We start from the raw sequence: 25,595 nt of genomic DNA, 5'->3' as shown, positions 1-25,595 counted from the left end.
ACAAGTAGTCCACAGCTAAAAATCTAGCTATTCCAACAAGATACGAAACCAATCAAGGAGAAATTAGACCATGAAAACCCCAATTACCGAAGCTATCGCATCTGCTGATACCCAAGGACGTTTCCTGAGCAACACAGAATTACAAGCTGTTAACGGTCGTTTTGTACGTGCTGCTGCCAGCATGGAAGCTGCTCGTGGTTTGACAGCTAACGCTCAAAAGCTGATTGATGGTGCTACTAACGCCGTATACAGCAAATTTCCCTACACCACCTCTACACCAGGCGCTCAATTTGCTGCTGATGCTCGTGGTAAGTCTAAGTGCGCTCGTGACGTTGGTCACTACCTCCGCATCATCACCTACAGCTTGGTTGCTGGTGGCACAGGTCCTTTGGATGAGTTCCTAATTGCTGGTTTGGCTGAAATCAACAGCGCATTTGATTTGTCTCCTAGCTGGTATGTTGAAGCTTTGAAATATATCAAAGGCAACCACGGTTTGAGCGGCCAAGCTGCTAACGAAGCTAACACCTACATTGACTACGCTATCAACGCTCTCAGCTAGATAGCTTCTTGCCCGGAGAAGGGTACAAGTGCTGGATGAAGTTTATCCCTTTGGGGTTAAATCAGTTTTCGTGGGGAATCTCTTTTCACTCGACTAGACTGAATCACCTAGCAGTTGGATCTCGCTCCGGGCATAGTTTTATGTATGTTAGGTGACAGGTGACAGGTGACAGGTGACAAGTGACAGGTGACAGCGATAATAGTTTTCTGATCACTAAAGTTTGTATCACCAGTTAATTAATGTCCTGATTACCTTATCTGTGGCTATAGCTAACAAATAACCAACTTGATGCAACCAGCAATTGGTTAGAAAGAGCAGTATTGCTAATCAAAATTGCTAATCAAAGGGGAAAAACAATGGCAATTACAGCAGCAGCGTCTAGGCTGGGAACTGAGCCTTTTAGTGATTCACGTCGAGTTGAACTACGCCCCAAAGCCAGCCGCGAAGAAGTGGAAATGGTGATCAAAGCCGTTTATCGCCAAGTTTTAGGAAACGACTATATTCTGGCTTCAGATCGCTTGAAGAGTGCAGAGTCACTTTTGCGTGATGGCAATTTGAGCGTGCGTGAGTTTGTGCGGAGTATAGCTAAGTCAGAACTCTACAAATCCAAATTCTTCTATAACAGTTTCCAAACTCGGTTGATTGAACTCAACTATAAACATTTGTTGGGTCGCGCTCCTCTGGATGAGTCTGAGGTGACATACCACTTAGACTTATATATTAACGAGGGTTACGATGCAGAAATCGACTCTTATATAGATTCGATGGAGTATCAAAACAACTTTGGCGACAATGTTGTTCCATATTATCGCGGGTTTGATTTTCAACCAGGACAAACATCTGCTGGTTTTACCCGGATGTTCCGTTTGTACCGTGGATATGCCAATAGTGATACTGCTCAGGTAGAAGGTAGCAAATCACGTTTGGCGAGGGAATTAGCAAGTAACAAAGCTTCCTCCGTTGTCGGTCCATCCGGTAGCAATAATAATTGGGCATTCCGTCCCACTGCGGATAACGCTCCCAAACAAAACTTAGGTAATGCTGTAGGGCAATCGGATCGCGTTTACCGAATTGAAGTAGCGGGCATACGCAATCCAGGATTCCCCAGCGTGCGCCGCAGCAGCACAACTTTCATTGTACCTTATGAGCGCCTTTTAGACAAAATGCAGCAAATTCACCGATCCGGTGGCAAAATTGTCAGCGTTATATCCACATAAGGTAGAGTGCTGTTTGTTGGTATACCCCATCAAGAGGAGATTTAGAAGTAATGTTCGGTCAAACTACACTTGGTGCTAGTAGCGTTTCTTCATCTGCAAGCCGTGTATTTCGTTATGAAGTTGTGGGCTTAAAGCAAAACCAAGAAACCGACAAAAATAATTTCAGCATTCGTCGTAGCGGTAGCGTATTTATGACCGTACCCTACAGCCGGATGACTGAAGAAATGCAGCGGATCAGCCGCTTAGGTGGCAGAATTGTCAAAATTGAACCTTTGACTGTAGCAGAATCATAAAGCCCTGGTCATGATAGAACCCAGTACGTCAGAATATTCTGCCGAAAATGGGGCGCAGTTGACACCAGAGCAAGCGATCGCCAACCTGCAATCATCAGATTTAAGTCTCCGCTATTATGCCGCTTGGTGGTTGGGTAAATTTCGAGTCAGTCAGCCAGAAGCCGTAGACGCACTGATGACAGCGTTAGAGGATGAAGCTGACAAAACAGAACTAGGAGGTTATCCACTCCGAAGAAATGCAGCCCGAGCATTAGGAAAATTGGGCAGTCCTAAAGCTATACCGGGCTTGATTCAGTGTTTGGAATGCTCAGATTTTTATGTGCGGGAAGCAGCAGCCCAATCTTTAGCAATGCTGAACGCTAAAGCAGCATTAGCAGCACTGATCAAAATGCTAGATGGGGGTGTTGCCAAGGCCGTGCAAGTACCAGGCCGCCCCCATCTTACCCAACCATATCAGGCAGTGTTAGAAGCCTTGGGAGCTATTGGTGCAACTGAGGCTATTTCCCTAATTCAGCCTTTTTTAGAGCATCCAGTCACAAGGGTGCAATGCTCCGCAGCTAGGGCTATGTATCAACTCACCCAAGATTCTCAGTATGGGGAATTTTTGGTGACAATGATGCAAAGCAGTGATCTGAAATTGCGGCGCTCTATTTTGGGGGATTTGGGAGCGATTGGGTATATGGCTGCTGCTGATGCGATCGCCCAAGCTCAGGCAGAAAATAGTTTTAAACTCATGGCGCTTAAAGGATTGTTAGAACATCAACTTGCGGATGGATTAGATTGCGTTTCTGATCAGGCAGTCCGAGTCATGCACCTGATGGATTCACTTTTATAAGTTGGTGATTGGTGATTGGTGATTGGTGATTGGTGATTGGGAAGAATAAACTTTTGCCTCTTGCCTCTTGCCTTCTTACTGTCACCTTCCAACTACTGACCACTGAGACATGAATGAACTAATTAATGCTGTCAACCAAGCGGAAACATCAGCGCAAATGGTGACAGCAGTGAAGAACCTAGCAGCAGCTAAAGATCCAGAGGCCATTTCTACCTTAATCGCTGTTTTTGGTTACAATAACCCAGCAGCAGCGGTGGTGGCAGTAGCAGGACTCACAGAATTGGGAGAAATAGCAGTACCCCAATTGCTAGAACAAATTGATGATTATAACTATGGCGCACGGGCTTATTCGATTCGCACCTTAGCAGCGATCGCTGATCCCCGTGCTTTAGATGTGTTAATCACCGCTGCTGCTACAGACTTCGCGCCTAGTGTGCGCCGTGCTGCTGCTAAAGGATTAGGAAATTTAAACTGGTCTCAATTAGGCATTGCTGAACGTCAAACAGCTATCAATCGCGCTTTAGAGACACTGCTGTTAATTTGTCAAGATACAGACTGGTCAATTCGTTATGCTGCCATTGTTGGTTTACAGTCTTTGGCAAAAATAGCGGAGGTTCGAGAAATCATCTTAACTCGATTCCAAGAAATGCTGGCTCATGATAGTGAAAAAGCTGTTTGCGCTCGCATTCAATTGGCTTCTAGAACACCGATTCATTAATCGTCAGGGCGAAGCATTTGGGTGATAACCTATCGCTGAAACCAGTTCATATTCTGTCCGAATGCTTCGCCCCTACAAGGTAAAAACAGATTACCTAGCATTACTGAATCGACACTCTAGCCAATTAGCTTCTACCAGTTTGGGATTTTAAATTTCAGCATCACCATAAAACAAGGTAAAAGTCAAGATGTCAATACCACTTTTAGAATATTCTCCTTCTTCACAAAATCAGCGTGTCGAAGGTTACGAAGTTCCCAACGAAGACACCCCAACCGTTTATAAACTGAACTACGCCACATCAGATCAAGATGTTGATGCAATTATTTGGGCAGGATATCGGCAGATTTTTAGCGAACATCTGATTTTAAGCAGTTATCGTCAAAAATTTTTAGAATCTCAACTGCGAAACCGGGCTATTACTGTTCGTGATTTTATCCGGGGTTTGGGTAAATCAGATGTTTTCCGCAGCCAAGTAGCAGAGGTTAACTCTAACTATCGCTTAGTTGATATTATCCTCAAGCGGTTTGTGGGACGGGCAGCTTACAACAAAGATGAAGAAATTGCTTGGTCTATTGTTATTGCTACCAAAGGCGTACATGGCTTTATTGATGCGTTGTTAGACTCTGACGAGTACCTCAACAACTTTGGTGATGATATCGTACCTTATCAACGTCGTCGCTTTGGTTCACGTCCTTTTAACTTAGTTAACCCCCGTTACAATGCCAATTGGCGCGATACCCAAAGTATGCGTTCTTTTGGTTATCGTTCCTTCTACAGCATCCGCACTTCGGGAACTCTCACCACTGAAGATATCCGCAAAGCTATTCCAGCTAACTTCTTGGCAATGGCTGGAAACATCATTACTCCCGAACGCAACTACCAAAGAACAATTGCTGCTGTGACTTCTCAAGTGAAAACTTTGGAAATTCCCGACACTTCACGGGATGTCACCACAGAGGAAGTAACCATTAAACCAGTAGCAGTTTCTCTACCTTACAGCTATATCCCGGCGATCGCGAAAAATTAGGGCATAGGTGACTGGTGACTGGTGGACAGGAAAAAGTTTACCAATTACCCATTACCAATTACCCATTACCCATTACCAATTACCCATTACCACTTACAAACAACATAAAATATGGCAATACCTTTACTAGAATATAAACCCAGTTCACAAAACCAACGGGTTGCTGGTTACGAAGTACCCAACGAAGATACTCCCAGAGTTTACCGCATTGAAGATTATGCTTTTGGTGGTGAAGTTGAAGAATTGATTTGGGCTGCTTATCGCCAACTTTTTAGCGAACACGTCATCCTCAAATTCTACCGCCAAAGTAATTTAGAATCTCAGGTAAAAAATAAAGCTATTACTGTCCGTGATTTCATCCGGGGTTTAGCTAAATCTGACGCTTTCCAGGATTTGGTAATTAAAACCAATTCTAATTATCGCTTAGTAGAAATTGGACTCAAGCGGTTGTTAGGTCGTGCGCCTTATAACAAAGATGAAGAAATCGCTTGGTCTATCAAAATTGCTACCGATGGCTGGGATGGTTTTGTGGATGCTTTGATAGATTCTCAAGAGTATCAAAGCTGCTTTGGGGAAAATATTGTTCCTTACCAACGCCGACGCTATAAAGATAGACCCTTTAATTTAGTCACACCCCGCTATGCTGACTATTGGCGGGATAAGCTAGAAGCTGAACGCTACAAACCCGGTAGTATCAGTGACTTCATGAAAATGGCTGCTGCTGTTAATATCAGGATTGTTACTTACACACCAGTTAGCACAGCTAACATTGCAATTCCCGATACTACTAGGGAAACAGTACCCACAGGTGTTCCTGTGTCTATCAGTCCTAGTGCTAGTTTCCCAGTTCGTTAAATCTCTTAATTAGGTATGTAACCTAATGCGGGAAAATAGTTAAAGTGCGAATTGGGAATTTGAGTGATCAAACCTAATTCTGTTTTGAAACAAACCCAATTCTGTTTTTAAACGAAACGAATTTATCAACAAGAGGAAAGACGCAGCATGGCACTGCCATTACTTCAATACAAACCATCTACCCAAAACCACCGCGTTAGCAGTTTCGGTGTTGCTGATAAAAACGAAGATACTCCTTATATCTACCGTTTAGAAGATGTTAGTTCTTACACTGACATTCAAAGCATCATTTGGGCTTCCTATCGCCAAGTTTTCAGCGAACATGAAATTTTGAAGTTTAACCGCCAAATTACTTTAGAATCTCAACTGAAAAATGGTTCTTTGTCTGTTAAAGACTTCATTCGTGGTTTAGCTAAATCCGAAGCTTTCTATCGTTTAGTTGTTTCTGTTAACAACAACTACCGTTTAGTAGATATCACCCTCAAGCGGATTTTGGGTCGTTCTGCTTACAACAAAGAAGAAGAAATTGCTTGGTCAATTGTTATTGGTACTAAGGGTTTTGATGGCTTTGTTGATGCTTTGGTAGACAGCGAAGAATATAACCAAAACTTTGGTGATAACACCGTACCTTACCAACGTAAACGCATGGAAGGTCGTCCCTATAACTTGGTTACTCCTCGTTACGGTGTGGACTTCCAAGAAACAGCAGGTACAGTCAGAACCGACTGGCGCTTTGTGTTGGAAAACTTCTACACTGCAAAGGCGAAAACAAAACGTCTCAGAGAAGGCGATCCTGGCAAGTTTGCAGATATGGCCGCTTCTCTGTCTGGTAAGGGTAACTATGCTCAAAGAATCTCTTCTTTTGACATTGATTACTTGAATGAAGTTCCTTATCGTGGTAGACGCTAAAATCGGTAATTCTCTAATTACCTATTGATTACCTAAACTTTCTACTGGGTCTGGTTTTTACTTTGATATGATAACGAGTTGGCGGTTTCTATGTTAGCTAGTTATGGTGTTAGGTGAAAACTGGACCCTTGGTTTTAGGGGCAGAAGGTAGGAGGTTGGAAAAACAAAGATAATGCTTGCTGAAAATGAAAAAAATAAAAAAATAGCTCTGTTAAGGGCGAAGCATTCAGGCGATAAATTAAGCTGTTGTGCATTTAATTTGTATAAGTGGAACAGGCATCTTGCCTGTTAAACAAGAGTTCAGAACATTAGGATTATACAATTTAGCTGTGTAACAGCTTATCAATTTTGATCACAGGTTATTTTCCGAATGCTTCGCTCCTACGACTCCTGACTGCTGACATAAATCACACTTAAATCCTATTATCTTTTATCCACCAGTAAAAAAGTAAGTCGATTGCAATATGAACCAGCGAATAACGCAGGAACAGTTAAATCAAATTATTGCTGAAGTTCAAGGTTTACAATTACGTCAAGAAGCTGAATTTGACCAACAGCAAATTCAGCAAATTTTACAAGAGTTAAATTTACCTCCAGAGTTGTTAGATGAAGCTTTGATTCAGTTGCGTCGTCGTCAAGCTTTAGAGGTGCAACAACGTCGTAATAAGTTGATAGCTTTTGGGGTGGTTGGGGCAATTATTATTACTGTTGGAAGTTTAGTATTTTTTAATCAACAACAAGCTTCCTTATTAGCTAATGTTTCTGCTCAACAAGATAGAATTACTTTGGCTGATGAAGTTGATATAAAAACTGTTTCTCGTCAAGCTAATGGTGAAGTTTTTTATCGTGTAACTTTGAAAGATGCACCGATAGGTAAAAGGTTATCTCTTAGTTGTAATTGGATTGATCCTAGTGGAAAAATTGTGAAACAAAATGCTTATGATACTAAAGATATAACTACTTCCATTTGGAATACTCATTGTAAGTATACGATTAATTCTACTGCACCTGTGGGTAATTGGCAGGTGGAAATGTTGCTGGATGGGAGAAAAATTAGTGAAGAAATTTTTGTTGTGCAATAGTTATGTTATCCTATCATTTTATCGGTTATTGGGGTGAGAAGAAGGAAGAAAAACTCACGCAGAGACGCAGAGACGCAGAGAGAGGAGGGGAGGGAGAAAGGTTTGTTTGGAATGTGGTTTATGTGGGTTGTGAGTCTGTACCGGAGATAGAAGGAAATACTATTGCTGCTGTTTCTGCTTCGAGTTTTTCTGATGCTGATGTTTGGGTGAGGGTGGAAGATGATAGTTTGATTTTGGGTAGGGAGGTTTTTGGTAAAGTTCCTTTATTTTGGAGTTGTCAAAATAATACTGTTTGGTTTGCTTCTCGGTTAGATTTGCTTTTGGAAATAATGGATAAACCGGAAGTTTGTATTTCTGGTTTATATGGTTATTCTTGTTTTTCTTATGTTCCTACTCCTGTAACTTCTGTTAGTGGGGTGTTTTCTGTCGGTGCGGGAACTGAGGTGATTTTTAATATTGATAACGTTGGTAATTATCAGGTAATAAATAATTACAATTATCAATGGTATGAATCTCAGGAACAAATTACAGATGAAAATACCGCAGTTTCTCAATTACAAAGTTTATTAAAAAATGCGGTAGAAAGGCAAGTTGCTGATGTAAAAGATGAACCTGTGGGGGTTTTTCTTTCTGGGGGTTTGGATTCTTCTATTGTTGCTGCTTTGTTGGTACAATTGGGGGTGAAGGTTCGCGCTTATAGTTTAGATTTTGGTGAATTTGGAGTTTCTGAGTATTGTTATGGGAAACAGGTGGCAGAGTTTTTGAATATTCCTATTATTAAGGTTGATGCAAGTCCGAAAAATATTAAAAACGCAATTATTCCTACTGTTAAAGCTTTAGATTTACCTTTTGGTGATGGTGTGACTGTTCCTTTATATCTTTTAAATAAAGTTGCTTCTCAAGAAACTAAAGTGATTTTTAATGGTGAAGGTGGTGATCAATTATTTGCCGGTTGGACTAATAAACCTTTAATTGCTGCGGGTATTTATCAAGGTGAACATCCCCATAAAAATGAAGATTTTATTTCACAATATTTGCGAACTTTTCACCGTCTCTGGGGTTATGAATCTAGGGTGTATCAACCGGATATTTATGCTCAGATTCAAGGTTTAAATGCTCAGGAATGGCTGTTGGATGGGTTAGATAGTCGTTTTTGTCCTTCGTTGTTACATCGTCTGCGTCGTGCTAGTTTGATGTTAAAGGGAGCGCAAAATATTCATCCCCGTGCAACTGCGTTAAGTTTTGTGCATGGTTTAAATGTGCGATCGCCTTTTTGTGATTTAAATTTAGCAAAATGGACTTTTCAGCTATCTGGTGAACTCTGTTTACAAGGTGCTTGTGAAAAGTATATCTTGAAACGCGCTGTAGAAAATTTGCTACCATCGGAAATAGTCTGGAGACAAAAGCGGGGTATGGGTGTTCCCCTAACCTCTTGGTGTGTAAATAATTTTTGGCATGATCTTGGTAATTGGTTAAATCCGGGTATACTAGAAGCGGAAAATATTTTTTACCCTGATATAGCAACAAAAATTATTACCGGAGAACTGGGAGGACATATTCAAGGACGACGCATAGGTGAGATACTTTGGTTACTTATTATGTGGGAACTTTGGTATTTTCACGTTTTTGGTGTAAAACTAGGATCAAAGTCTTGGAAGCATCCGTTTTTATTACCTCGTGGTTTATGGAAACATTACAAGAAACTGCAAAATTATTAACTCCATTTTCTCAAGAACTTGCTGAGGAATTATTAAATATTTACGGTTCTCCTTTATATGTTTATGATGGCAATATTTTAAATCAAACTATTTCCCATATTACTAACTCTTTCCATTATCCTCTAACTCGGTTTTATTTTGCTAGTGTCACTAACGGGAATATTGCGTTATTGAAGATATTTAAAAATGCTGGTTGGGGACTTCATGCTAATACACCAGGTGATATTTATTTGGGTTTAAATGCTAGTTTTACACCTTCAGAAATTGTCTATAGTGGTAGTAATTTAAGTCGGGAGGAAATGGAACAGGTTTTAAATTGGTGTGTAAATACTTTAAATTTAGATAGTATTTCTCAGTTGCGTTTGTTGTGTGAGGTTTTATTATCTCACGCAAAGACGCAAAGACACAAAGAGAAGGAAGATTTAAAGATTGGATTAAGGTTGAATGTTTCTGAAGATAGTCGCATTGGTGTTAGTATAGCAGATTTTGATCAGGCTGTTGCTATTGCTAGAGATGCTGGTTTAAAAATTACAGGATTGCATTTTTATCGGGGTACGGGAACTAATGCGACTTCTGCTTTTACTAATGTTATTGATGAGGTAATATCCATAGCAAAAAATTTACCAGATTGGCAATATTTAGATTTTGGTGGTGGTTTTGGTTATCCCTATCATCATGATAAAATTGCTTTTAATTGGGAATTTTTTGGAGATGAGTTAAGTCAAAGAATTGGCAATTTAGGGAAAAATATTAATTTGATTATTGAACCAGGACGCGCTGCTATAGCTGGTTCTGGAACTTTGTTAGCTCAAGTTGTATCTGTAAAATGGCAAGGTAATAAACAAGTTTTGGGTGTAGATTCTACAGTAGCTAATCTTTCTGTTCCTGCTGTTCATGGAGGTTATCGAGAAATTGTAAGTTGGAAAAATCAAACTTATGAAAAGTATATCACAAATTATATCACGGATGTTTGTGGAAATACGACTTATTCACGGGATTATTTAGCTAAAAACTGCCAACTTCCCGCTTTAGAAATTGGTGATATAATCGCTATTTTAGATGTGGGTGCTTATGGTTATGCTATGTCTTCTCATTTTTTACATCGTCCTAAACCTGCGGAGGTGTTATTAGAAAATGGTACTCATCGGTTAATTAGAAAACGAGAAGATTACAGTGTTTTACTGAATAATCAAATAGTTTAAATATCCTACCAATTACCCATTACCAATTACCCATTACCAATTACCCATTACCAATTACCCATTACCAAAAAACTTATGAAATGTATTAACTGCGGAACTGATAACAATTTAAAAGATAGAACAGCAAACAACGGAAGATGTAAACAATGTCATCATCCTTTTGTTTTTGAACCCACAACAATGGGGACTTTGAAAATTACAGATCCCATGTTTGCTAAAATATTGGCAGATATTTCTGCTAATGATACTTTATATTTTACAGCTAAGCAGCTTTTATATTTTTTAGATAATCGCATCCGAAACAAAGCATTTCAAACCCGTAGTTTTGTGTTTTTATATTTCTTTTTCAATATTTGGGTTACTCTCTTTGTCGGAGGAATAACAAGTGCTTTTTTACCTAATTCTTTTCTGGTTGCTAATTTAGTTTATCAAGCAGCGACTATTTTCTACTTATTTAATAACACCAAATCAAGTAAATTAACTACTGCAAGTCGCAAAGCAAGTGCTAAAACTTTACGCATTGTGGGAATATTAATTCTAGTATTGGGAATATTGGTAAGTTTAACCGTAAACTCGTTTCCTATTTTTTGTATGTTGGTCATTTTAGGAATGTTGTCAATATTTTTAGGAACTAGACAGTTAGGAAGAGTGGGAAATTTACCACAGGAATTTTTAGTTACTCAATCCAATTTAGATGGTTGGTTGGAAAATTGGCAAACAGTTAATGGTATGATTGATAGAATTTTACCTGAACCACAAAATCAAATTTCACCTGCATCTATTAACCCCGATGTGACTGCTTATAGTTTTGATAGATTGGTTGTTTGTGATAGTGCTAACATTGCACAATTATTAATTGCTAATAATTTCCATTTTGAAAATAACTGTGCAATTCTTAGTGTTAATGGTTATCCCCAAAGCATTTTTAATACAACAATGGAAATGCTACGCAGAAACCCCAATTTACAAGTTTTTGCATTCCATGATTGTAGTCCTAAAGGTGTGAGTTTGGTCTATCATCTCCGCACCAGTGAAAATTGGTTTTTAAATAGTGAGGTGACTATTATTGATGTGGGTTTATTACCGCGTCAAATTCTTGCTAATAAGCGAGGTATGTTTATTCAAAATGCAGAGTATTTAGCTAAAAAATCCAAAGAATTACCGTTAGAAATTCGTCAGAATTTAACTGCGGAAGAGTTAGCTTGGTTGGATGCAGGTAATTTTGTAGAATTAGAATCTTTTTCACCACAGATGTTGATTAAAGTTCTGCGAAGTGGTATTTCTGGAAGTTTGAATTTAGCAAGTGATGATAGTAGTTTTATGGTAGTTGCTGATTCAGGTAATGATATTTATATGGTGGAAAGTTTTGGTTAAATGTTTAGAATGCAAGTTACAGATTATGCTCCCAATATTTTGCAGATAAAAGTAAATCTGTACCAAAATCAAATGGCCATGTATCAGGAAAATCTGTTTGTTTATAATCAACGGAAACAATATCTAAAGCATCAGCATAAACTTCTGTAAATATTTGTGCTAGATAAGGTTGTAAGCTAAGAGATTCTTTCAATAAAACTTTGATTTGTTTTCGTTGTTCTACAATAGTTACTTCCCATCCATTGAAGTTTTCAGAACTGTTAACATACATCCGTTTGAGAATATGCGCTATCAAAACTAATAATCTATTTCTTAATTCCCGTCTTTCGCTTTTTCCCAGACTTTCAATCTCCTCTATTAAATGTTCAAAATCAAGATTTTCTACATCTTTTGCTTTGAGTTGAGTAACTGTTTTTTCACACCAAGCAAGAAAATCGGTTTCATATAAAATATCATGTTTTGGTATGTTTTGTATCATTACTCTTACTCCTGGAGTGATTTTTACTTGATTTTCTCAAATATATAATTAATTATTCTTTGTCAGAATTTGCTTGTTGTTTTTTAACTGCACGAGCAATTAGAGGAGCCATTTTTTCTAACCCTTCTAAGTCAATACTACCAGCACAATATAAATTATACCATACTTGACGCTGGCGCATCACTTGTGAGCCATTTTGCAAACGTAATCTTTTTAAAGTAAATTCTGCTTTTTCTAGTTTCTCAGGTGGTACTTTATCAGTAACAACTAACTGAAGAGAAGGTAACAAAATTTCAAACCACTCATCTTCCACTTCAAAGGGATCAAGAACTTGGTGATCAAGAGTACCTTTACTACTATTAATCCAACCAGAAGCAAAACGGTAATTACTCCATTCATAAGCTAAATGACGATGATTTTCACAAGATAAAAAATGCTCTAAAGTTCCTACAGGTTCATACATGACACTATAACCACAAAGATTATTAAAACCATCAGCTAAATCACTTTTGAATTTTGACCAATAATCTATAGGTCTTTTTTTATGATCTGTATTTTTTGCTAACCAATTATTACCAGGTTGTCGCACTTTTTCATCAAAATCTTGCGGTTCTAGTGGTGGATTAAACTTTAACATCTTTAGTATAAGTCTTATAAACCTGAATTGATTCTTTCTGCTGTGACTATCCAGCGCGGCCAAAATGGATCATGTCCTGGTAAAAGTTTTAGCAGTTCTTGATGTATTTGTGATTGTGTTTTCAAATGTTCGGGAAAATCGCTCATATCATTATGACGCATCCACGCTTCTGCTGCTTCAATAGCAATTTCTGATTCTTGAGAACGCGCTTGTTTTAGTCCAAATATTTCGGAAGTTAACCATCCTACTGTATCTCCTTGTTTAGTCCAGAAAATTTCATTCAGTTCAACGTCTTTTCCTTGCATTTCAAATAGAAATAATTTGTCCTTATCTTCATCAAAAAGTGGTTCTAATGAAGCTAAAACCAGTGGAGAATGAGTAGTAACTAAAGTTTGTATTTTCATATTTTGTTGTATATTTTCGATGCGGTAAGGAATAAAAATAGGCGGAGTAGTGACAAAAGGCATATCTTGTAATACATCATTGATTACTGATAAAACAGATGGTAAGATGACTCTTTGCCAGCGAGGATGCAGGTGAGACTCTATTTCATCAATTAGTAAAACTATTTGATTCATTGGTTCTTGCTGTGTTAGTTCAGCAGCTTTTAGGTGTTCATACCAAGTCCATACTAATAAATAAGCAAGTCCCAAAATTCTCTTCATTCCTGCTGATGCTTGGGTAATGGGAATATTACCGTAAGGAAGATTAATTGTAGGAATGTCTCTCACATCATCTACAGATACGCGTGTTGGTTCTCCTATTTCTATCCATTCATCTGGATGGGGAGCAAGTTTTTTGATTACATTAGATAAAATTTGAAATGGTGATTTTTGTGGTTTATTTTGCCATGTTCCCCAATCTTGAATTATACCGTTACAAATAACTTTTCTTTTGAACTTTAAGCCATTCCAAAGAGTATCTGTAGTAAAATTATAAGCACTCTCACGACTACGAAGAGGGTCAAAAACTGAGAAACTACCATCAACTCTAACAAAAATAACTACCTCGTTTAGTTCAGGAGGTAACTGGTTTTTTAACCATTGTTGTTCAGAAAAATTAAATCCACTTTGATAATCTTTTAAACCATATTTAGTTTCAATTTGGGATATAATTTCTGGGTGTTGTTCTGTATTTCTTTGTGGATAAGCAATTTGTTCTACCCAATTTCCGGTAAGTACCCACCAAGCAACATCTAATAAAAAGCTTTTACCTAGTCCATTATCACCAGTAAAGATATTAACTCTATCGGCAAATTCAACATCAAATTGAGCAGATGGTCCAACAGACCTTAAATGAAGTTCTTTTAACATTTGACTATTTCTTTAATACTGATGTATTTACCTGCAACCAAATTTCCAAACTTACCAATAACCATAGTTTAACACCATAACGCCCCCAAATATCACCTTTAAAATCTAACCAGTTTCGCAAAATATCCTGATTAATATAAGCGGAAATCTCACTATTTCTATTTAACAACAATTTCCGCGCTTGTTTTTGCCAATATTTCCTAAATCCTAATTGTACAGGAACCATCATTCCACTTTTAGGACGCTGAATAATTGTATCTGGTAAAATATCACTGACTGCTTTTTTCAAAACTGCTTTTTCTTCCACTCCTGAAAGTTTATATTCTGGGGGAATTTGCATACTCAAGTCAACTACTCGTTGATCAAATAAGGGTGATAAACCTTGTAAATTTGCTGCTTGAGTTAAGTTATTCACCTTTGTTAAAATGTGATCTGCTCCTTTAAATTTAATGTTCAATTTCATTAATCTATTTAAATAATTAGCATCGGCATTTAAATCATGGTAAAACACAGAAGATTCGTTTTTTACACTTTGCCAAATTTCCGGTTTTAATAGTTGTGGTAAGTCTAAAGCACATTTTTGGAAAGATATTAAATAAGCTGTTAAAGCATCTTGATTATTAATTGTACCATATAAACTATTAATCAACATTGGTTGATTTTTTGGACCTCCAAAACAAGGATCTCCTCCTTCTCCATTTAATGTAATCTCTACATTTTCTCTCGCTAGTTTACCTATTAATAAATTTGGTACTGTTAAAGGATCACCGATAGGATCATCTAAATATAACATTGTTTCTGGTAAACGTTCCCACATTTCCCGAAAGGTAATTTCTAAAATGTGATGTTGTGTTTGACAATGTTGTGCAACTAAGCTAGAAAATTCTAATTCATTGGGTGTTTCTGTACCAAAATGAATGGAATAAGTATGCACTGGTGCGTTATGTAATTTTGCTGCTAATGCGGTAATACTGCTAGAGTCTAAACCACCAGAAAGAAATACTCCTAAAGGTTGATTTTCTGGTAAATATTCTTTGATAACTTGTTTTAATAAAGCATTTAATTTCTCGCTATACCATTCTAAAGGTTGATTAACATCTATTACTTTTTCTTGGAGTTGCCAATAATGATAAACTTGATTTGAAGGCATTTCTATAAGTGTACCAGGACGCATTTCTTTAACATTTTGCCAAAGTGTTCTTTCTCCTGGAACAAATGCACAATAAAGATAATCTCTTAATGCTATTAAATCTAAGTCATTGTTTCTATGAGGTGCAAGGGTGGTTAATTTGGGAGCAATCCAGTAAGTTGAACCTTTAGTTGTATAATATAAAGTTCGACTACCTATGGCATCTCTGACTAAATATAATTCTTGCTTTTCTCGATCCCACACTACTAAGTTAAACATCCCTAATAATAGGGTTAAACATTGAAAATTATACTTTTCCCAAAGTTGTACAATTATTTGTTGATTACTGATTTTTTGGGTAGAATCAATATTTATTCTTTGGAGGAGTTCTAAACGATTACTTAACCATATATCACCAACTAATACAAATCTTTCGTTAAGACTAATGGCAAAATTTTCGGAAGCAGAAATAACAGCAAATTGTTGATCTTGCCAGGTAACATTTGCTTTTAAAGCATCTACATTATTATCTAATTTTCCATAAGCTACATACCAAGTAGGTATTACTTCCAAATTAGAATTTACTGATTGAGGATTTTGAAAAAGATTAAAAAACATATTAAATTAACTATGAAGGCACTTAGACACAAAGCAGTTTATACCGTTTCTTTATGAGCCTGCGCTAAATTTTCTGACCTCTTTCTTTGTGTTCTTTGCGTCCTTTGCGGTTCGTTATATAATTTAGCGCATCTTCATACAGAATTGGTATTACCAAAGGGTAAGCTGTTGTGCATTTAATTTGTATAAGTGGAACAGGCATCTTGCCTGTTAAACAAGAGTTCAGAATATTAGGATTATACAATTTAGCTGTGTAACAGCTTATTAAAAATAACAGGAATGATTAACACAATTTTAGTACCCCAAGGAGCAGAAAACCAAGCCGTTTGTCGTGGTTTAAGTCGTGTTAAAGGTTTGCAACCGCAGGTGATAGCAATACCCCTGGGAATGAAATCACTGTACCAGTTTTTGGAAAAAAATTGTCAACATTTAAATCAACTCAATCAACGCGTGCTGCTAATGGGTTTATGTGGCAGTTTAAATGAGCATTACAAGGTTGGTGATATAGTTCTCTATCGAGATTGTATGTATCAAAGAAATCTGCAAAAGTGCGATCGCACCTTGATCACAGAGATATATAACCAACTTGGGGATAAAGTAGCTTTTGTTCAGGGATTAACGAGCGATCGCGTCATATCCCTAGCAGCAGAAAAACAAAATTTACATCTACAATCTGGCGCTGATGTTGTTGATATGGAAGGATTCACATTCTTAGAATTTTTCCAGCCACTGGGGATATCAACCGCAATATTACGAGTCGTTAGTGATGATACTCTCTATGATATACCTGACCTGACAACAGCCATTAGTGCCGATGGTTCACTTCAACCTCTACCCCTGGCCTTAACATTCATCCGTAAACCCCTAGCTGCTACCCGCTTGATTCGTAGTTCCTTACAAGCACTCAAAATATTAGAAACCGTAGCTTACTGTTTAGCCAGTTCCTCAACTCGGATATAGATCCCCGATTTCTTTGCGAAGTCGGGAATCTGAGGATCACTTCAATAATGGACAATTAACAATGAAAAATTGACAATTACCTCTCCGTTGAAAGGAGAGGCTTGAAAAAGCGAAATTTTTGGCTTTTTACCCTGTAAAGCGAAGTTTTTAAACGTTGAATCAAACAATTATCAATTGATAACTCAAAGCTTAAATCGCTGCTGCTTCCCGTTGAGAATCAAAGAAAATCTCGAAAGAACCATCAGGTATGAGTTGACGCAAGTGCTGAATATAACCATCTGCATCTGAACGACTACGGAATCTGGCAATAATTATACGCTCTTGATTCGCAACCACACGAGCTATAGCCCAACTATTCAGCCGATTTCTATAAGAAATTGCTGGATTTTTTGATTTGGTATCTTTGTCATCTGTGTTTTGTGGCATGATTATATTATCCGTATGAATTTGATTGATTGGCGTTAGTGTGTCTCTTAGGGGGAATAACACTAGCGCCTTTAATTGATGATGCCACTTTGTTATTACATAATTCTTGGATTGTCAATACTTAGTGCAACAATTTGTTTTTACTAGGCAATAAAACCTAGAAAATATTATTTCCAGAATTTTCACGATACACAAATAAAGTTAATATTAACAGTGCTGAATGCTTGGTAAATAAAACAACATTTTTCGTTAAAAATTTACCTCTTACTTAGACAAAATTACATATCAATTTGTAAATCATTGTAGCATGAATCTACAATTTGTGAGAATATATATTGCGTATTGCCCCCTACTAATCTGGGAAATCATCTGATACATTAAACAGGAATGTTGTATGAAATTCACTGCATCAATTTTAAAAAAAGTTGCTACAGAAATGGGCGCTTCTATTTTAATAGAACCTGAATATGAACTAATTGGACATATTACGTTTAAAAATGGGAAAATAACCGTTTTTGATAACACGAGATTCAATATTAATGGTTTTGGTTCGGCAAATTTAGCACAAGATAAAGCCTTTTCTAATTATTTTTTGGGTAAACTTGGTTATCAAGTTACGGAAGGAAAAACATTTTTTAATGATAAAATGTGTGCAAAAGTCGCCAACCCCAGAAATATCCATGATGGTTGGAACTATGCCCAAGAATTAGGATTCCCTGTAATTGTTAAACCTTTAAATCTCAGTTTAGGAATTTTAGTTACTAAAGTATATAATAAACAGGAATATTATCAAGTAGCAGAAAAAATACTTGCTACTCAGTCTGTCTTAATTGTAGAAAGATTTTATCAAGGTAATGACTTTAGGATTTTAGTTTTAGATAATGAAGTTATAGCGGCTTATCAAAGAATACCTTTATCTGTCACTGGTGATGGTAAATCTACTATTTTAGAATTACTACAAAATAAACGTGAACAGTTAATCAAAACAGGGGAAAAAATATTAATTGATGTCGAAGATTTCCGCATTATCAAGAAATTAAACAAACAAAATCTGAGCTTTGATAGTGTACTTGCTGAAGATACTTTAATTTATCTTTTAGACAACGCAAATCTATCTACAGGTGGTGATGCAATAGACTTCACGGAAAATATTCATCCTGATTTTCAAAAATTGGCGATTAATATCACTAAAGATATGGGTTTGAGATTAGCAGGTGTAGATATTCTCACCGCTGATATTACTCAACCCATAGTAGATTATACTGTAGATTATACTCTGTTGGAAATTAATAGCGCCCCTGGTTTAGCTCATTATGCCTTACTGGGAGAGCAGCAAATACAGAAAGTAGAAGATTTATATCGGAAAATTTTGCAAGCATTAGAAAACGAATAAATGTGGTAAGGAGTTAGGAGTTAGGAGTCAGGAGTCAGGAGTCAGGAGTAGATTCAATCCAAAATCCAAAATCTAAAATCCAAAATCGAATGACTCACCAATTTTTACCTAACAGAGATTCAAATTCTGCTTGTAAAGCTGTAATTTCCCCAACTCTAGCCACCAGCAAATTATCTTTACCAGCATCTTGTAATCTAGTTTTCCAATATTGAATAGTCTCTGCATTATTCAACCAAAATTCAATCACTGTATCTACCACTTGATCTAAATTCCAACTACCAGCAGTTGGAACTGATTCTACAGATTCTAGAAACGCATCTAATGTACAAGTTTGAGTTCCCAAATATTCAACTTTTTGGTGTAGAGGTTTTTCTAAACTTTGTTGTTGGTGATTGAAAAAGTATAAAATTGGAGATACTCCTACAATGTCAAAAGTATAGTTCATGCCCATCCTCCAAATCTGTTGAGTTGTTAGTCTATTGACTGGAATCTGTAAACTATTTAATTTTTTATGAGTGATTTCAGCATCAAATATGATTGCTATATATTCAAATATAACGCCAAAAAACAGAAATTACAAGTTCAATCTACTGATTTTAAAATTTTTTAAAATTTTTTAAAAAATTAGCACTTGTGAACTGAGAGTGCTAATTTTGAGTGCCATTATTATTTAATATATATTTGATATATTATAAAAATAGTTTCCAGGCTTATTTGGGGAGTTAAGATCATTTTTAATAGTTTCTTAGTTATTGGCTTAACTAATGGTAGAGGTGAATTAGCAGCCTTGTCTGCTGCCTGTTTATGGGCGATCGCTTCCGTGGTATATGGAGTATTAGGGCAACGCATTCCGCCCTTACAGCTAAATTTAATCAAAGGCATAATAGCGATCGCCCTGTTGCTAATTACAATCGTCATCAGCGGTGATTTTTTACCCACCCTTGCACCCTTAAACTTATTATTTCTACTCCTCAGTGGTGCAGCAGGTATTGGTTTAGGAGATACAGCTTTTTTAGCAGCTATTAACAGACTAGGCGCACGTCGGGTTTTGCTGTTGGGAACTTTAGCCCCTCCCATGAGTGCGATCGCTGCTACAATTTTTCTCCAAGAAAGTCTGAACATCAATGCTTGGTGTGGTATTTTACTCACGATTTTAGGTGTTGCTTGGGTTGTTACCGAAAGAGTCAGTAATAATGGTGAAGGTGCAACCACACAACTATGGCCAGGAATAGGGTTAGGTTTGTTAGCAGCAGTAGCTAACGCCATCGGTGCTGTTTTTTCCCGTGCAGCATTTACAGGTACGAATATTTCCCCTTTGTGGGCAGCATTATTCAGATTAATTGCCGGAGTATTAATAATTTTAATTTGGGCATTTTTGCCCAATCAGAGAAATAACGTCTTTGTATATCCTTATTGGCAGTCAAAACGAGTTATATTAGCCAGTTTTTTAGCTGCTTTTTTAGGCACTTATTTAGGAATTTGGTTACAACAAACAGCCATTAAATTAACTAACGTGGGTATTGCCTCAACCCTCATGCAAACCAGCCCTATACTTGTAATTCCCATTGCTATCTTTATGGGTGAAAAAGTCAGTTTGAGAGCTATTATAGGGGTAATAATTGCAATTTTCGGAATTAGTTTATTAGCTTCCATCACTTCACCCATCTCAGTTAGAAACATTCTCTAGAACACCGATTTATTAATCGTAAGGGCGTATAGCATTCGGACAGAATATGAACTGCTTTCAGCGATAGGTTATCACCCGAATGCTTCGCCCCTACAAGGTAAAAACAGTAAAAACAGATTACCTAGCATTACTGAATCGACGTTCTAGCTTAGACCGGAACTTAAGTTCCGGGCGGGTTTGGAAGCTAAACAAAAAAGCTATTTGTGGTTTGAGTTGACACCAATGAGCATTGCTAAACCCCTACACAGGAGTCACAATGTTTGATCAAGCTGACCATTAACTCCTGACTGCTGATAGCCGAATAGTAGTAACTACGGACAGAATAAAGTATCTCTTGTATCCCTACCCGTGACAGGATTAGTACCTTTAGCCAACTTGCATAATTTTTTTTGCTCATCTGAACGCAGCAACACATCAGTAAAATCTGCTCCGTCAATTATAGCACCATCAAATTTGGCACTAGCCGCAAATGCACCTTCCAAAACAGCATTAGTTAAATTGGCTTTAATCAAACGTGCAGAATCCAAGGTAGCATTAGTTAAATCAGCCCCCGTTAAATTTGCTGATTCTAGATTTGCAGCAAAAAAGCTCACACCACGCAAGTTAGCACCACTAAAATTACTCTGACGAAGGTTAGCCTTAGTAAAGCTAGAGTCTGTTAAATCACGTCCAGAAAAATCTGCTTCTATCAAAATTTCTTTGTTGTATTCTAGTGCTAAAGCTGGTGATGCTAAACCTATTAATGCCGTTATGGGAATGAGCGCCCAAAGCAGTAAACTGAGGATAAGTGACAAAAAACGATACTTAATATTCATGGTATTTTTTGTATTGGGTTTATTAATTCATGTCTAAACCTCCTCCATCTAATTATGCTGATATTGGTAACATAGGAGAAGACCTAGTAGCACAGTGGTTAAAATCTACAGGTTGGGAAATTCTGCACCGTCGCTTTTCTTGTCGCTGGGGAGAAATTGATATTATTGCCCAGTACCATGATACAAAAGAAACAGCAAACAAGCAAACTACCAATCATCAAAACTCAATACTGGCATTTGTAGAGGTAAAAACCCGCAGTGCTGGTAGTTGGGATGCTGGAGGTAGAAACGCTATCACCCCAAAAAAACAAGCAAAACTCTGTCACACAGCAGGAATATTTTTAGATCAGTATCCTGAAAAAGCTGATTATTCTTGTCGTTTTGATGTCGCTATTGTCTTTTGTCAACCCTTGTCCCAAAATCTTCAGGGGGCAAGATTTACCCCAGAAACCCTAGCTAATTTATCAATACCAGGATATGACTTTAAGCTGCTCGAATACATTCCAGCAGCTTTTGATCTATCAACCATAAATTGATAATTAGTAATTGGTAATTGGTAATTGGTAATTGGTAAACTTCCTTCTGTCACCTGTCACCTGTCACCTGTCACCTGTCACCTGTCACCTATTTTCAAGCCAAAGTTTCTGGACAATAGCCCAAACCTTGGACAAACTGTTGTCTGAATGCTTCGATTTCTTCTTTTTCTGGACTACCATGAGATACAATAGCTACTTGGTAGCGACGCATTACGTCCACGGGATACTGTCCCGCCTCCAAGCTCCAAAGTGCCATTTGTATCCTCATAGGTGGCTCATAACTAATTCCTAATTCATTGAAGAAAGCCCGAAAATCACCGTCTTCTTGGGCTGAGATCGGTTCTCTAAGTTTAATCCTCACTACCCAACCATCAATTTGATGAATTACGGTGATAAAAGAAACAGGAGTTTGGGGTCTGTTGTGCAGGTGTTGAACTACCCTGAGCGTTAGACTAGCATTTGCCAGGTAATATAAATATTCCATGATGGTGTTTGGGATCAAATCTAATCCTACATCTATATCTTCCTGGTTCAAGGATAGTTCCTGCTAGGGTAAAAGTCCCCGTTTTTATATGGGGAGATTTACCCAATTTTGATGATTGGTGATTGGTGATTGGGGACTGGTGACTGGTGACTGGGAGGATGAATAACCCAATGCCCAATGCCCAATGCCCAATGCCCATTACCCATTACCTATTCCCTGTTTACCTTTTAGAAAAATGTCTAACTTAGAAAATCAAGGTGTGGATTTAGACCGTTCTTTATCTGGCTATGATTATGAACTACCGACGGAATTAATTGCCCAAAACCCGGCTGTTCCTAGAGATAGTTCTCGTTTGTTGGTGATAGATTCCCTGAGTACGGGAGTAGAAAAACCAGCACTTGATTACATTTTCCGAGATTTAGTGGAAATACTCAAATCTGGGGATTTGTTAGTGATGAATAATACGAAAGTTATTCCAGCCAGGTTATATGGCCGCAAATCTACGGGTGCGGAGGTAGAGGTTTTGCTGTTGGAAGAACGACAGCATAACCGTTGGTTGGCTTTGGTGAAGCCGGGAAAATACTTTAAACCAGGAACTCAGATTATTTTTGATGGGCAAAAATTAGCTGCGGGTAATGAACTAACAGCCACAGTTGTAGAAAGAGATGAAGCCACTGGGGGGCGGTTATTGCAGTTTGATTTACCGGAAAATGTGCCTTTGGTGCAAGTATTGGAGAAGTTCGGGGAAATACCTTTACCTCCTTATATTAATGCTTCCTCTGCTGCTGATGAACAATATCAAACTGTCTATGCCCAGGAACAGGGGGCGATCGCTGCACCCACAGCCGGGTTACACTTTACACCAGAACTTTTACAAAAATTACGCGATATTGGCATTAATCAAGCTTTTTTAACTTTGCACGTCGGTGTGGGTACTTTTCGTCCAGTGGAAGTAGAAGATGTAACAACTCACCAAATGCACGAAGAATGGATTGAAGTTAGTAATGCTACAGTAGAACAAATTAAGGCTACTAAGGCTGCTGGAGGGCGAATTATTGCCGTTGGTACTACAGTAGTCCGGGCGTTAGAAGGTGCGGCACAATCAGGGGATTTACAACCTTATGTGGGCAAGGTAAATTTATTTATCTATCCTGGTTATCAATGGCGAGTGGTACAAGGTTTGATTACGAATTTTCACTTACCCCGTTCTAGTTTATTGATGCTGGTAAGTGCGTTGATTGGTAGAGAAAGATTGTTAAAAATTTATGAACAAGCGATCGCATCTCGATATCGTTTTTATTCCTTTGGTGATGCCATGCTGATCTTACCTCAAGCAACTATTAATGCTGGTGATTGGTGATAGGAAGCAGGAGGCAGGAGGCAAAACTTATTAATTTTGACTTTTGACTTTTGACTTGATTTATTCCCTATTCCCTATTCCCTAATTATTTCCCAAACTTCACCCTAGCGTTCACGAAGTGCAGCGTAGCTATCGCTCTTCCCCATAACTAGCAACTTGGGTTATCTAGATGTCTTATTTTTCCGTCAAATTATCACCCAAATGCTTTTTACTATGAGACTGGGAATTTATTCCCAGTCCGGTGATGGTTTTAACCTCAAGTTGAGAAAAATCAGCTTTTGCTAAACCCCTACAGCAATCAGGATATCCAGGAATGAGAAAAAATAAAAAATTAACATTCCCAGTCCCCAGTCCCCAGTCCCAAGTCCCCAGTCACCCATTAAGGAGCAAGTGCGTTACCACGTAACAAACTACCTATGGTTTTCGCTGTAATTTTCAATTGTGTAATGGGGTTAGCTGGAACAACAGTTTTATACAAATAGCTATCAAAAGTTAGCCGTTGTACATCCATGTCATCACACATTTCTACAAACGCTTCGCGGGTAGCATCGGAACGGTAGAACACGGTTTGCAGAATATCCAACACTTTGTAAGTGAGTCCGTATTTCTTATCCCAACGTTTGATGTAAAGTTTCAACTCTTTCTCAGAAGGAATACGCGCACCATTGTTAGAAACCTCAACAATGGTTTCTGCACACATCCGCCCAGACTTCGCTGCAAAATAAATACCTTCACCAGAAGACTTGGTAACATAACCCGCAGCATCACCAACCAAAGCGATCCGGCCAACTACACGACGAGGACGGGGATGTTCAGGAATGGGGTGAGCTTCTACCTTGATGATTTTACCACCAGCTAATTTTTCCGCAGCACGGGCGCGAATACCAGCTTGTAATTTCTTGATGTCTCGTTGGTTAACGTGCATTGTGCCAGTACCAACTGCTACGTGATCGTATTTGGGAAATACCCAAGCGTAGAAGTCAGTAGAAACATCATCACCTACATACATTTCCGCTAAGTCATGGTAGTAGGCCATTTTGTCTTCAGGAATGCGAATTCTTTCTTGGAAGGCGATCGCATAATTGTAATCCCCTGCATCCATTTCCTTAGCAATGCGGGAGTTAGCACCATCAGCACCAATAATCAAATCTACCTTTAGGGTTTTAGGTTCTCCCCTATCACCACCTACGGCATGATCAAAATAATGAATTGTATAGGGATCATTGTTATTGGTGGGTATATCCAGTTTTTGAACTGTACCGTTAATTAAGTTTGCGCCTAATTTAGCCGCACGGTTACGGAGAAAACCATCCAGAACCTCACGACGGCACATTCCTATATATTCTTCTTCATTTACCAGATTGATATCTACCTCACGATTAGAGGGAGAAATCATTTTCATTTTCCGCACTTGACGGTCAATGATTTCTGGAGGTAGATCAAATTCACTTACCATACACAGGGGAATAGCACCCCCGCAAGGTTTAGCGTTATCTAGCTTGCGCTCAAATAAATATGTTTCAATGCCAGCTTTTGCTAATGTCTCAGCAGCGCATGAACCGGCTGGGCCCGAACCCACAACAGCAACCCGTAATGTCAAAGGTTTACTCCCAATCTTCACATTTACCGAAAGCATCCTATCATGGAGTTTCGGCTGATATGACGCTCAAGCTTAATGTTTTGACAGAATTGCAATATTCCTTAACATTTCGTCATAAAAACGCAAGTAAAAATACTCAATCAGGGGTTATGAGTAGATTTTTGTAAATGATAACTACAAAAAATTCTAATATTAACTAAATTGTTGGTTTTCTGGTTTAGGCTGGGGACTGGGAACTGGGGACTGGTGACTGGGCACTAGAACCACCAACACAAACAGACAATCAACAAAACAGGAAACCTCAGCCAAAAACACCCCTATCATCTTGTCAGGATATTTTTGATGTTGTGGATATAGGAATTAATTAGAC

27 protein-coding genes are annotated in these 25,595 nt (G+C 38.0%); 18 read left to right on the top strand and 9 right to left on the bottom strand.

What is annotated here, in order from left to right:
• The first annotated feature begins 70 nt into the window (after window positions 1-70).
• The 13 genes from cpcA to H6F45_RS03155 all read left to right on the top strand — a co-directional run bounded on the left by cpcA (window position 71) and on the right by H6F45_RS03155 (window position 11,789).
• Window positions 71-559 (top strand): phycocyanin subunit alpha, encoded by a 489-nt coding sequence (gene cpcA / locus H6F45_RS03210; protein WP_096565051.1) that lies wholly within the window; start codon window positions 71-73, stop codon window positions 557-559.
• 356 nt (window positions 560-915) lie between these two features.
• Window positions 916-1,776 (top strand): phycobilisome linker polypeptide, encoded by an 861-nt coding sequence (locus tag H6F45_RS03205; protein WP_190346428.1) that lies wholly within the window; start codon window positions 916-918, stop codon window positions 1,774-1,776.
• Between the two features lie 50 nt (window positions 1,777-1,826).
• A complete protein-coding gene (locus H6F45_RS03200) occupies window positions 1,827-2,069 on the top strand; it encodes a phycobilisome linker polypeptide (protein WP_096565055.1) in 243 nt (80 codons plus the stop codon).
• Between the two features lie 10 nt (window positions 2,070-2,079).
• Window positions 2,080-2,904, top strand: coding sequence for a HEAT repeat domain-containing protein (locus tag H6F45_RS03195; protein ID WP_137666389.1), 825 nt, complete (start codon window positions 2,080-2,082; stop codon window positions 2,902-2,904).
• Window positions 2,905-3,013: 109 nt separating this feature from the next.
• Window positions 3,014-3,622: a HEAT repeat domain-containing protein gene (locus H6F45_RS03190; protein WP_096565059.1), complete on the top strand. Its 609-nt coding sequence runs from the start codon at window positions 3,014-3,016 to the stop codon at window positions 3,620-3,622.
• A 187-nt stretch (window positions 3,623-3,809) separates the two neighbouring features.
• Window positions 3,810-4,649 (top strand): phycobilisome rod-core linker polypeptide, encoded by an 840-nt coding sequence (locus H6F45_RS03185; protein ID WP_096565061.1) that lies wholly within the window; start codon window positions 3,810-3,812, stop codon window positions 4,647-4,649.
• A gap of 7 nt (window positions 4,650-4,656) precedes the next feature.
• Window positions 4,657-4,779, top strand: a complete 123-nt coding sequence (locus tag H6F45_RS26865; protein ID WP_272110720.1) for a hypothetical protein — start codon at window positions 4,657-4,659, stop codon at window positions 4,777-4,779.
• Entirely contained in the window at window positions 4,761-5,504 is a 744-nt protein-coding gene (locus H6F45_RS03180) for a phycobilisome rod-core linker polypeptide (protein WP_096565063.1), read from the top strand. Before H6F45_RS26865 ends, H6F45_RS03180 begins: the two co-directional genes overlap by 19 nt.
• Before the next feature lie 147 nt (window positions 5,505-5,651).
• Complete coding sequence (locus H6F45_RS03175; RefSeq protein WP_096565065.1) at window positions 5,652-6,413, top strand: phycobilisome rod-core linker polypeptide; 762 nt, start codon at window positions 5,652-5,654, stop codon at window positions 6,411-6,413.
• Window positions 6,414-6,877: 464 nt separating this feature from the next.
• On the top strand, window positions 6,878-7,495 hold the full coding sequence (locus H6F45_RS03170; RefSeq protein ID WP_190346427.1) for a DUF3859 domain-containing protein: 618 nt from the start codon (window positions 6,878-6,880) through the stop codon (window positions 7,493-7,495).
• A 2-nt stretch (window positions 7,496-7,497) separates the two neighbouring features.
• Complete coding sequence (locus tag H6F45_RS03165) at window positions 7,498-9,213, top strand: asparagine synthetase B family protein (RefSeq protein WP_190346426.1); 1,716 nt, start codon at window positions 7,498-7,500, stop codon at window positions 9,211-9,213.
• On the top strand, window positions 9,180-10,415 hold the full coding sequence (locus H6F45_RS03160) for a decarboxylase (RefSeq protein ID WP_190346425.1): 1,236 nt from the start codon (window positions 9,180-9,182) through the stop codon (window positions 10,413-10,415). Before H6F45_RS03165 ends, H6F45_RS03160 begins: the two co-directional genes overlap by 34 nt.
• A gap of 75 nt (window positions 10,416-10,490) precedes the next feature.
• The gene (locus H6F45_RS03155) at window positions 10,491-11,789 is read left to right on the top strand and encodes a hypothetical protein (RefSeq protein WP_190346424.1); all 1,299 of its coding nucleotides are present in this window, start codon (window positions 10,491-10,493) and stop codon (window positions 11,787-11,789) included.
• Between the two features lie 16 nt (window positions 11,790-11,805).
• Here H6F45_RS03155 and H6F45_RS03150 read toward each other — a convergent pair whose 3' ends face one another.
• From H6F45_RS03150 to H6F45_RS03135, 4 genes are read right to left on the bottom strand one after another with little or no spacing between them, the layout of a single operon-like run.
• Window positions 11,806-12,267: a DUF29 domain-containing protein gene (locus tag H6F45_RS03150; RefSeq protein WP_190346423.1), complete on the bottom strand. Its 462-nt coding sequence runs from the start codon at window positions 12,265-12,267 to the stop codon at window positions 11,806-11,808.
• A 52-nt stretch (window positions 12,268-12,319) separates the two neighbouring features.
• A complete protein-coding gene (locus H6F45_RS03145) occupies window positions 12,320-12,904 on the bottom strand; it encodes a hypothetical protein (protein ID WP_137668377.1) in 585 nt (194 codons plus the stop codon).
• Window positions 12,905-12,918: 14 nt separating this feature from the next.
• The gene (locus H6F45_RS03140) at window positions 12,919-14,217 is read right to left on the bottom strand and encodes an AAA family ATPase (RefSeq protein WP_137668378.1); all 1,299 of its coding nucleotides are present in this window, start codon (window positions 14,215-14,217) and stop codon (window positions 12,919-12,921) included.
• Window positions 14,218-14,221: 4 nt separating this feature from the next.
• A complete protein-coding gene (locus H6F45_RS03135) occupies window positions 14,222-15,964 on the bottom strand; it encodes an asparagine synthase-related protein (RefSeq protein WP_190346422.1) in 1,743 nt (580 codons plus the stop codon).
• Window positions 15,965-16,243: 279 nt separating this feature from the next.
• Between H6F45_RS03135 and H6F45_RS03130 the strand changes: the two genes are divergently transcribed.
• Complete coding sequence (locus H6F45_RS03130; protein ID WP_096565076.1) at window positions 16,244-16,924, top strand: phosphorylase; 681 nt, start codon at window positions 16,244-16,246, stop codon at window positions 16,922-16,924.
• A gap of 189 nt (window positions 16,925-17,113) precedes the next feature.
• Here the strand turns inward: H6F45_RS03130 and H6F45_RS03125 are convergent, their stop codons facing one another.
• On the bottom strand, window positions 17,114-17,350 hold the full coding sequence (locus H6F45_RS03125; RefSeq protein WP_137668380.1) for a hypothetical protein: 237 nt from the start codon (window positions 17,348-17,350) through the stop codon (window positions 17,114-17,116).
• Window positions 17,351-17,744: 394 nt separating this feature from the next.
• Between H6F45_RS03125 and H6F45_RS03120 the strand changes: the two genes are divergently transcribed.
• Window positions 17,745-18,743: a cyanophycin synthetase gene (locus H6F45_RS03120; protein ID WP_137668381.1), complete on the top strand. Its 999-nt coding sequence runs from the start codon at window positions 17,745-17,747 to the stop codon at window positions 18,741-18,743.
• A gap of 94 nt (window positions 18,744-18,837) precedes the next feature.
• Here the strand turns inward: H6F45_RS03120 and H6F45_RS03115 are convergent, their stop codons facing one another.
• A complete protein-coding gene (locus tag H6F45_RS03115; protein WP_137668382.1) occupies window positions 18,838-19,188 on the bottom strand; it encodes a hypothetical protein in 351 nt (116 codons plus the stop codon).
• Window positions 19,189-19,494: 306 nt separating this feature from the next.
• Between H6F45_RS03115 and H6F45_RS03110 the strand changes: the two genes are divergently transcribed.
• Entirely contained in the window at window positions 19,495-20,430 is a 936-nt protein-coding gene (locus H6F45_RS03110; protein ID WP_096565084.1) for a DMT family transporter, read from the top strand.
• Window positions 20,431-20,741: 311 nt separating this feature from the next.
• Here the strand turns inward: H6F45_RS03110 and H6F45_RS03105 are convergent, their stop codons facing one another.
• Window positions 20,742-21,245: a pentapeptide repeat-containing protein gene (locus tag H6F45_RS03105; protein ID WP_096565086.1), complete on the bottom strand. Its 504-nt coding sequence runs from the start codon at window positions 21,243-21,245 to the stop codon at window positions 20,742-20,744.
• Between the two features lie 29 nt (window positions 21,246-21,274).
• On the opposite strand from H6F45_RS03105, the gene H6F45_RS03100 reads away from it, so the two are divergent.
• Window positions 21,275-21,781: a YraN family protein gene (locus H6F45_RS03100; protein WP_096565088.1), complete on the top strand. Its 507-nt coding sequence runs from the start codon at window positions 21,275-21,277 to the stop codon at window positions 21,779-21,781.
• 94 nt (window positions 21,782-21,875) lie between these two features.
• On the opposite strand, the gene H6F45_RS03095 is transcribed toward H6F45_RS03100, so the two are convergent.
• On the bottom strand, window positions 21,876-22,265 hold the full coding sequence (locus tag H6F45_RS03095; RefSeq protein ID WP_096565090.1) for a hypothetical protein: 390 nt from the start codon (window positions 22,263-22,265) through the stop codon (window positions 21,876-21,878).
• A 235-nt stretch (window positions 22,266-22,500) separates the two neighbouring features.
• Between H6F45_RS03095 and queA the strand changes: the two genes are divergently transcribed.
• The gene (gene queA, locus H6F45_RS03090; protein ID WP_190346421.1) at window positions 22,501-23,625 is read left to right on the top strand and encodes a tRNA preQ1(34) S-adenosylmethionine ribosyltransferase-isomerase QueA; all 1,125 of its coding nucleotides are present in this window, start codon (window positions 22,501-22,503) and stop codon (window positions 23,623-23,625) included.
• A 379-nt stretch (window positions 23,626-24,004) separates the two neighbouring features.
• Here the strand turns inward: queA and chlP are convergent, their stop codons facing one another.
• A complete protein-coding gene (chlP, locus tag H6F45_RS03085; RefSeq protein WP_347237698.1) occupies window positions 24,005-25,225 on the bottom strand; it encodes a geranylgeranyl reductase in 1,221 nt (406 codons plus the stop codon).
• Between the last annotated feature and the right edge of the window lie 370 nt (window positions 25,226-25,595).

The sequence above is a fragment of the Sphaerospermopsis sp. FACHB-1194 genome (assembly GCF_014696235.1).
Taxonomy (GTDB): domain Bacteria; phylum Cyanobacteriota; class Cyanobacteriia; order Cyanobacteriales; family Nostocaceae; genus Sphaerospermopsis; species Sphaerospermopsis kisseleviana.
This window is presented reverse-complemented; position numbering and strand designations above follow the sequence as displayed.

What these genes read in the sequence shown, in the direction of transcription:
- cpcA (WP_096565051.1), top strand. Translation starts at nt 71, where the DNA reads ATGAAAACCCCAATTACCGAAGCTATCGCATCTGCTGATACCCAAGGA.
- H6F45_RS03205 (WP_190346428.1), top strand. Translation starts at nt 916, where the DNA reads ATGGCAATTACAGCAGCAGCGTCTAGGCTGGGAACTGAGCCTTTTAGT.
- H6F45_RS03200 (WP_096565055.1), top strand. Translation starts at nt 1,827, where the DNA reads ATGTTCGGTCAAACTACACTTGGTGCTAGTAGCGTTTCTTCATCTGCA.
- H6F45_RS03195 (WP_137666389.1), top strand. Translation starts at nt 2,080, where the DNA reads ATGATAGAACCCAGTACGTCAGAATATTCTGCCGAAAATGGGGCGCAG.
- H6F45_RS03190 (WP_096565059.1), top strand. Translation starts at nt 3,014, where the DNA reads ATGAATGAACTAATTAATGCTGTCAACCAAGCGGAAACATCAGCGCAA.
- H6F45_RS03185 (WP_096565061.1), top strand. Translation starts at nt 3,810, where the DNA reads ATGTCAATACCACTTTTAGAATATTCTCCTTCTTCACAAAATCAGCGT.
- H6F45_RS03180 (WP_096565063.1), top strand. Translation starts at nt 4,761, where the DNA reads ATGGCAATACCTTTACTAGAATATAAACCCAGTTCACAAAACCAACGG.
- H6F45_RS03175 (WP_096565065.1), top strand. Translation starts at nt 5,652, where the DNA reads ATGGCACTGCCATTACTTCAATACAAACCATCTACCCAAAACCACCGC.
- H6F45_RS03170 (WP_190346427.1), top strand. Translation starts at nt 6,878, where the DNA reads ATGAACCAGCGAATAACGCAGGAACAGTTAAATCAAATTATTGCTGAA.
- H6F45_RS03165 (WP_190346426.1), top strand. Translation starts at nt 7,498, where the DNA reads ATGTTATCCTATCATTTTATCGGTTATTGGGGTGAGAAGAAGGAAGAA.
- H6F45_RS03160 (WP_190346425.1), top strand. Translation starts at nt 9,180, where the DNA reads ATGGAAACATTACAAGAAACTGCAAAATTATTAACTCCATTTTCTCAA.
- H6F45_RS03155 (WP_190346424.1), top strand. Translation starts at nt 10,491, where the DNA reads ATGAAATGTATTAACTGCGGAACTGATAACAATTTAAAAGATAGAACA.
- H6F45_RS03150 (WP_190346423.1), bottom strand. Translation starts at nt 12,267, where the DNA reads ATGATACAAAACATACCAAAACATGATATTTTATATGAAACCGATTTT.
- H6F45_RS03145 (WP_137668377.1), bottom strand. Translation starts at nt 12,904, where the DNA reads ATGTTAAAGTTTAATCCACCACTAGAACCGCAAGATTTTGATGAAAAA.
- H6F45_RS03140 (WP_137668378.1), bottom strand. Translation starts at nt 14,217, where the DNA reads ATGTTAAAAGAACTTCATTTAAGGTCTGTTGGACCATCTGCTCAATTT.
- H6F45_RS03135 (WP_190346422.1), bottom strand. Translation starts at nt 15,964, where the DNA reads ATGTTTTTTAATCTTTTTCAAAATCCTCAATCAGTAAATTCTAATTTG.
- H6F45_RS03130 (WP_096565076.1), top strand. Translation starts at nt 16,244, where the DNA reads ATGATTAACACAATTTTAGTACCCCAAGGAGCAGAAAACCAAGCCGTT.
- H6F45_RS03125 (WP_137668380.1), bottom strand. Translation starts at nt 17,350, where the DNA reads ATGCCACAAAACACAGATGACAAAGATACCAAATCAAAAAATCCAGCA.
- H6F45_RS03120 (WP_137668381.1), top strand. Translation starts at nt 17,745, where the DNA reads ATGAAATTCACTGCATCAATTTTAAAAAAAGTTGCTACAGAAATGGGC.
- H6F45_RS03115 (WP_137668382.1), bottom strand. Translation starts at nt 19,188, where the DNA reads ATGAACTATACTTTTGACATTGTAGGAGTATCTCCAATTTTATACTTT.
- H6F45_RS03105 (WP_096565086.1), bottom strand. Translation starts at nt 21,245, where the DNA reads ATGAATATTAAGTATCGTTTTTTGTCACTTATCCTCAGTTTACTGCTT.
- H6F45_RS03100 (WP_096565088.1), top strand. Translation starts at nt 21,275, where the DNA reads ATGTCTAAACCTCCTCCATCTAATTATGCTGATATTGGTAACATAGGA.
- H6F45_RS03095 (WP_096565090.1), bottom strand. Translation starts at nt 22,265, where the DNA reads ATGGAATATTTATATTACCTGGCAAATGCTAGTCTAACGCTCAGGGTA.
- queA (WP_190346421.1), top strand. Translation starts at nt 22,501, where the DNA reads ATGTCTAACTTAGAAAATCAAGGTGTGGATTTAGACCGTTCTTTATCT.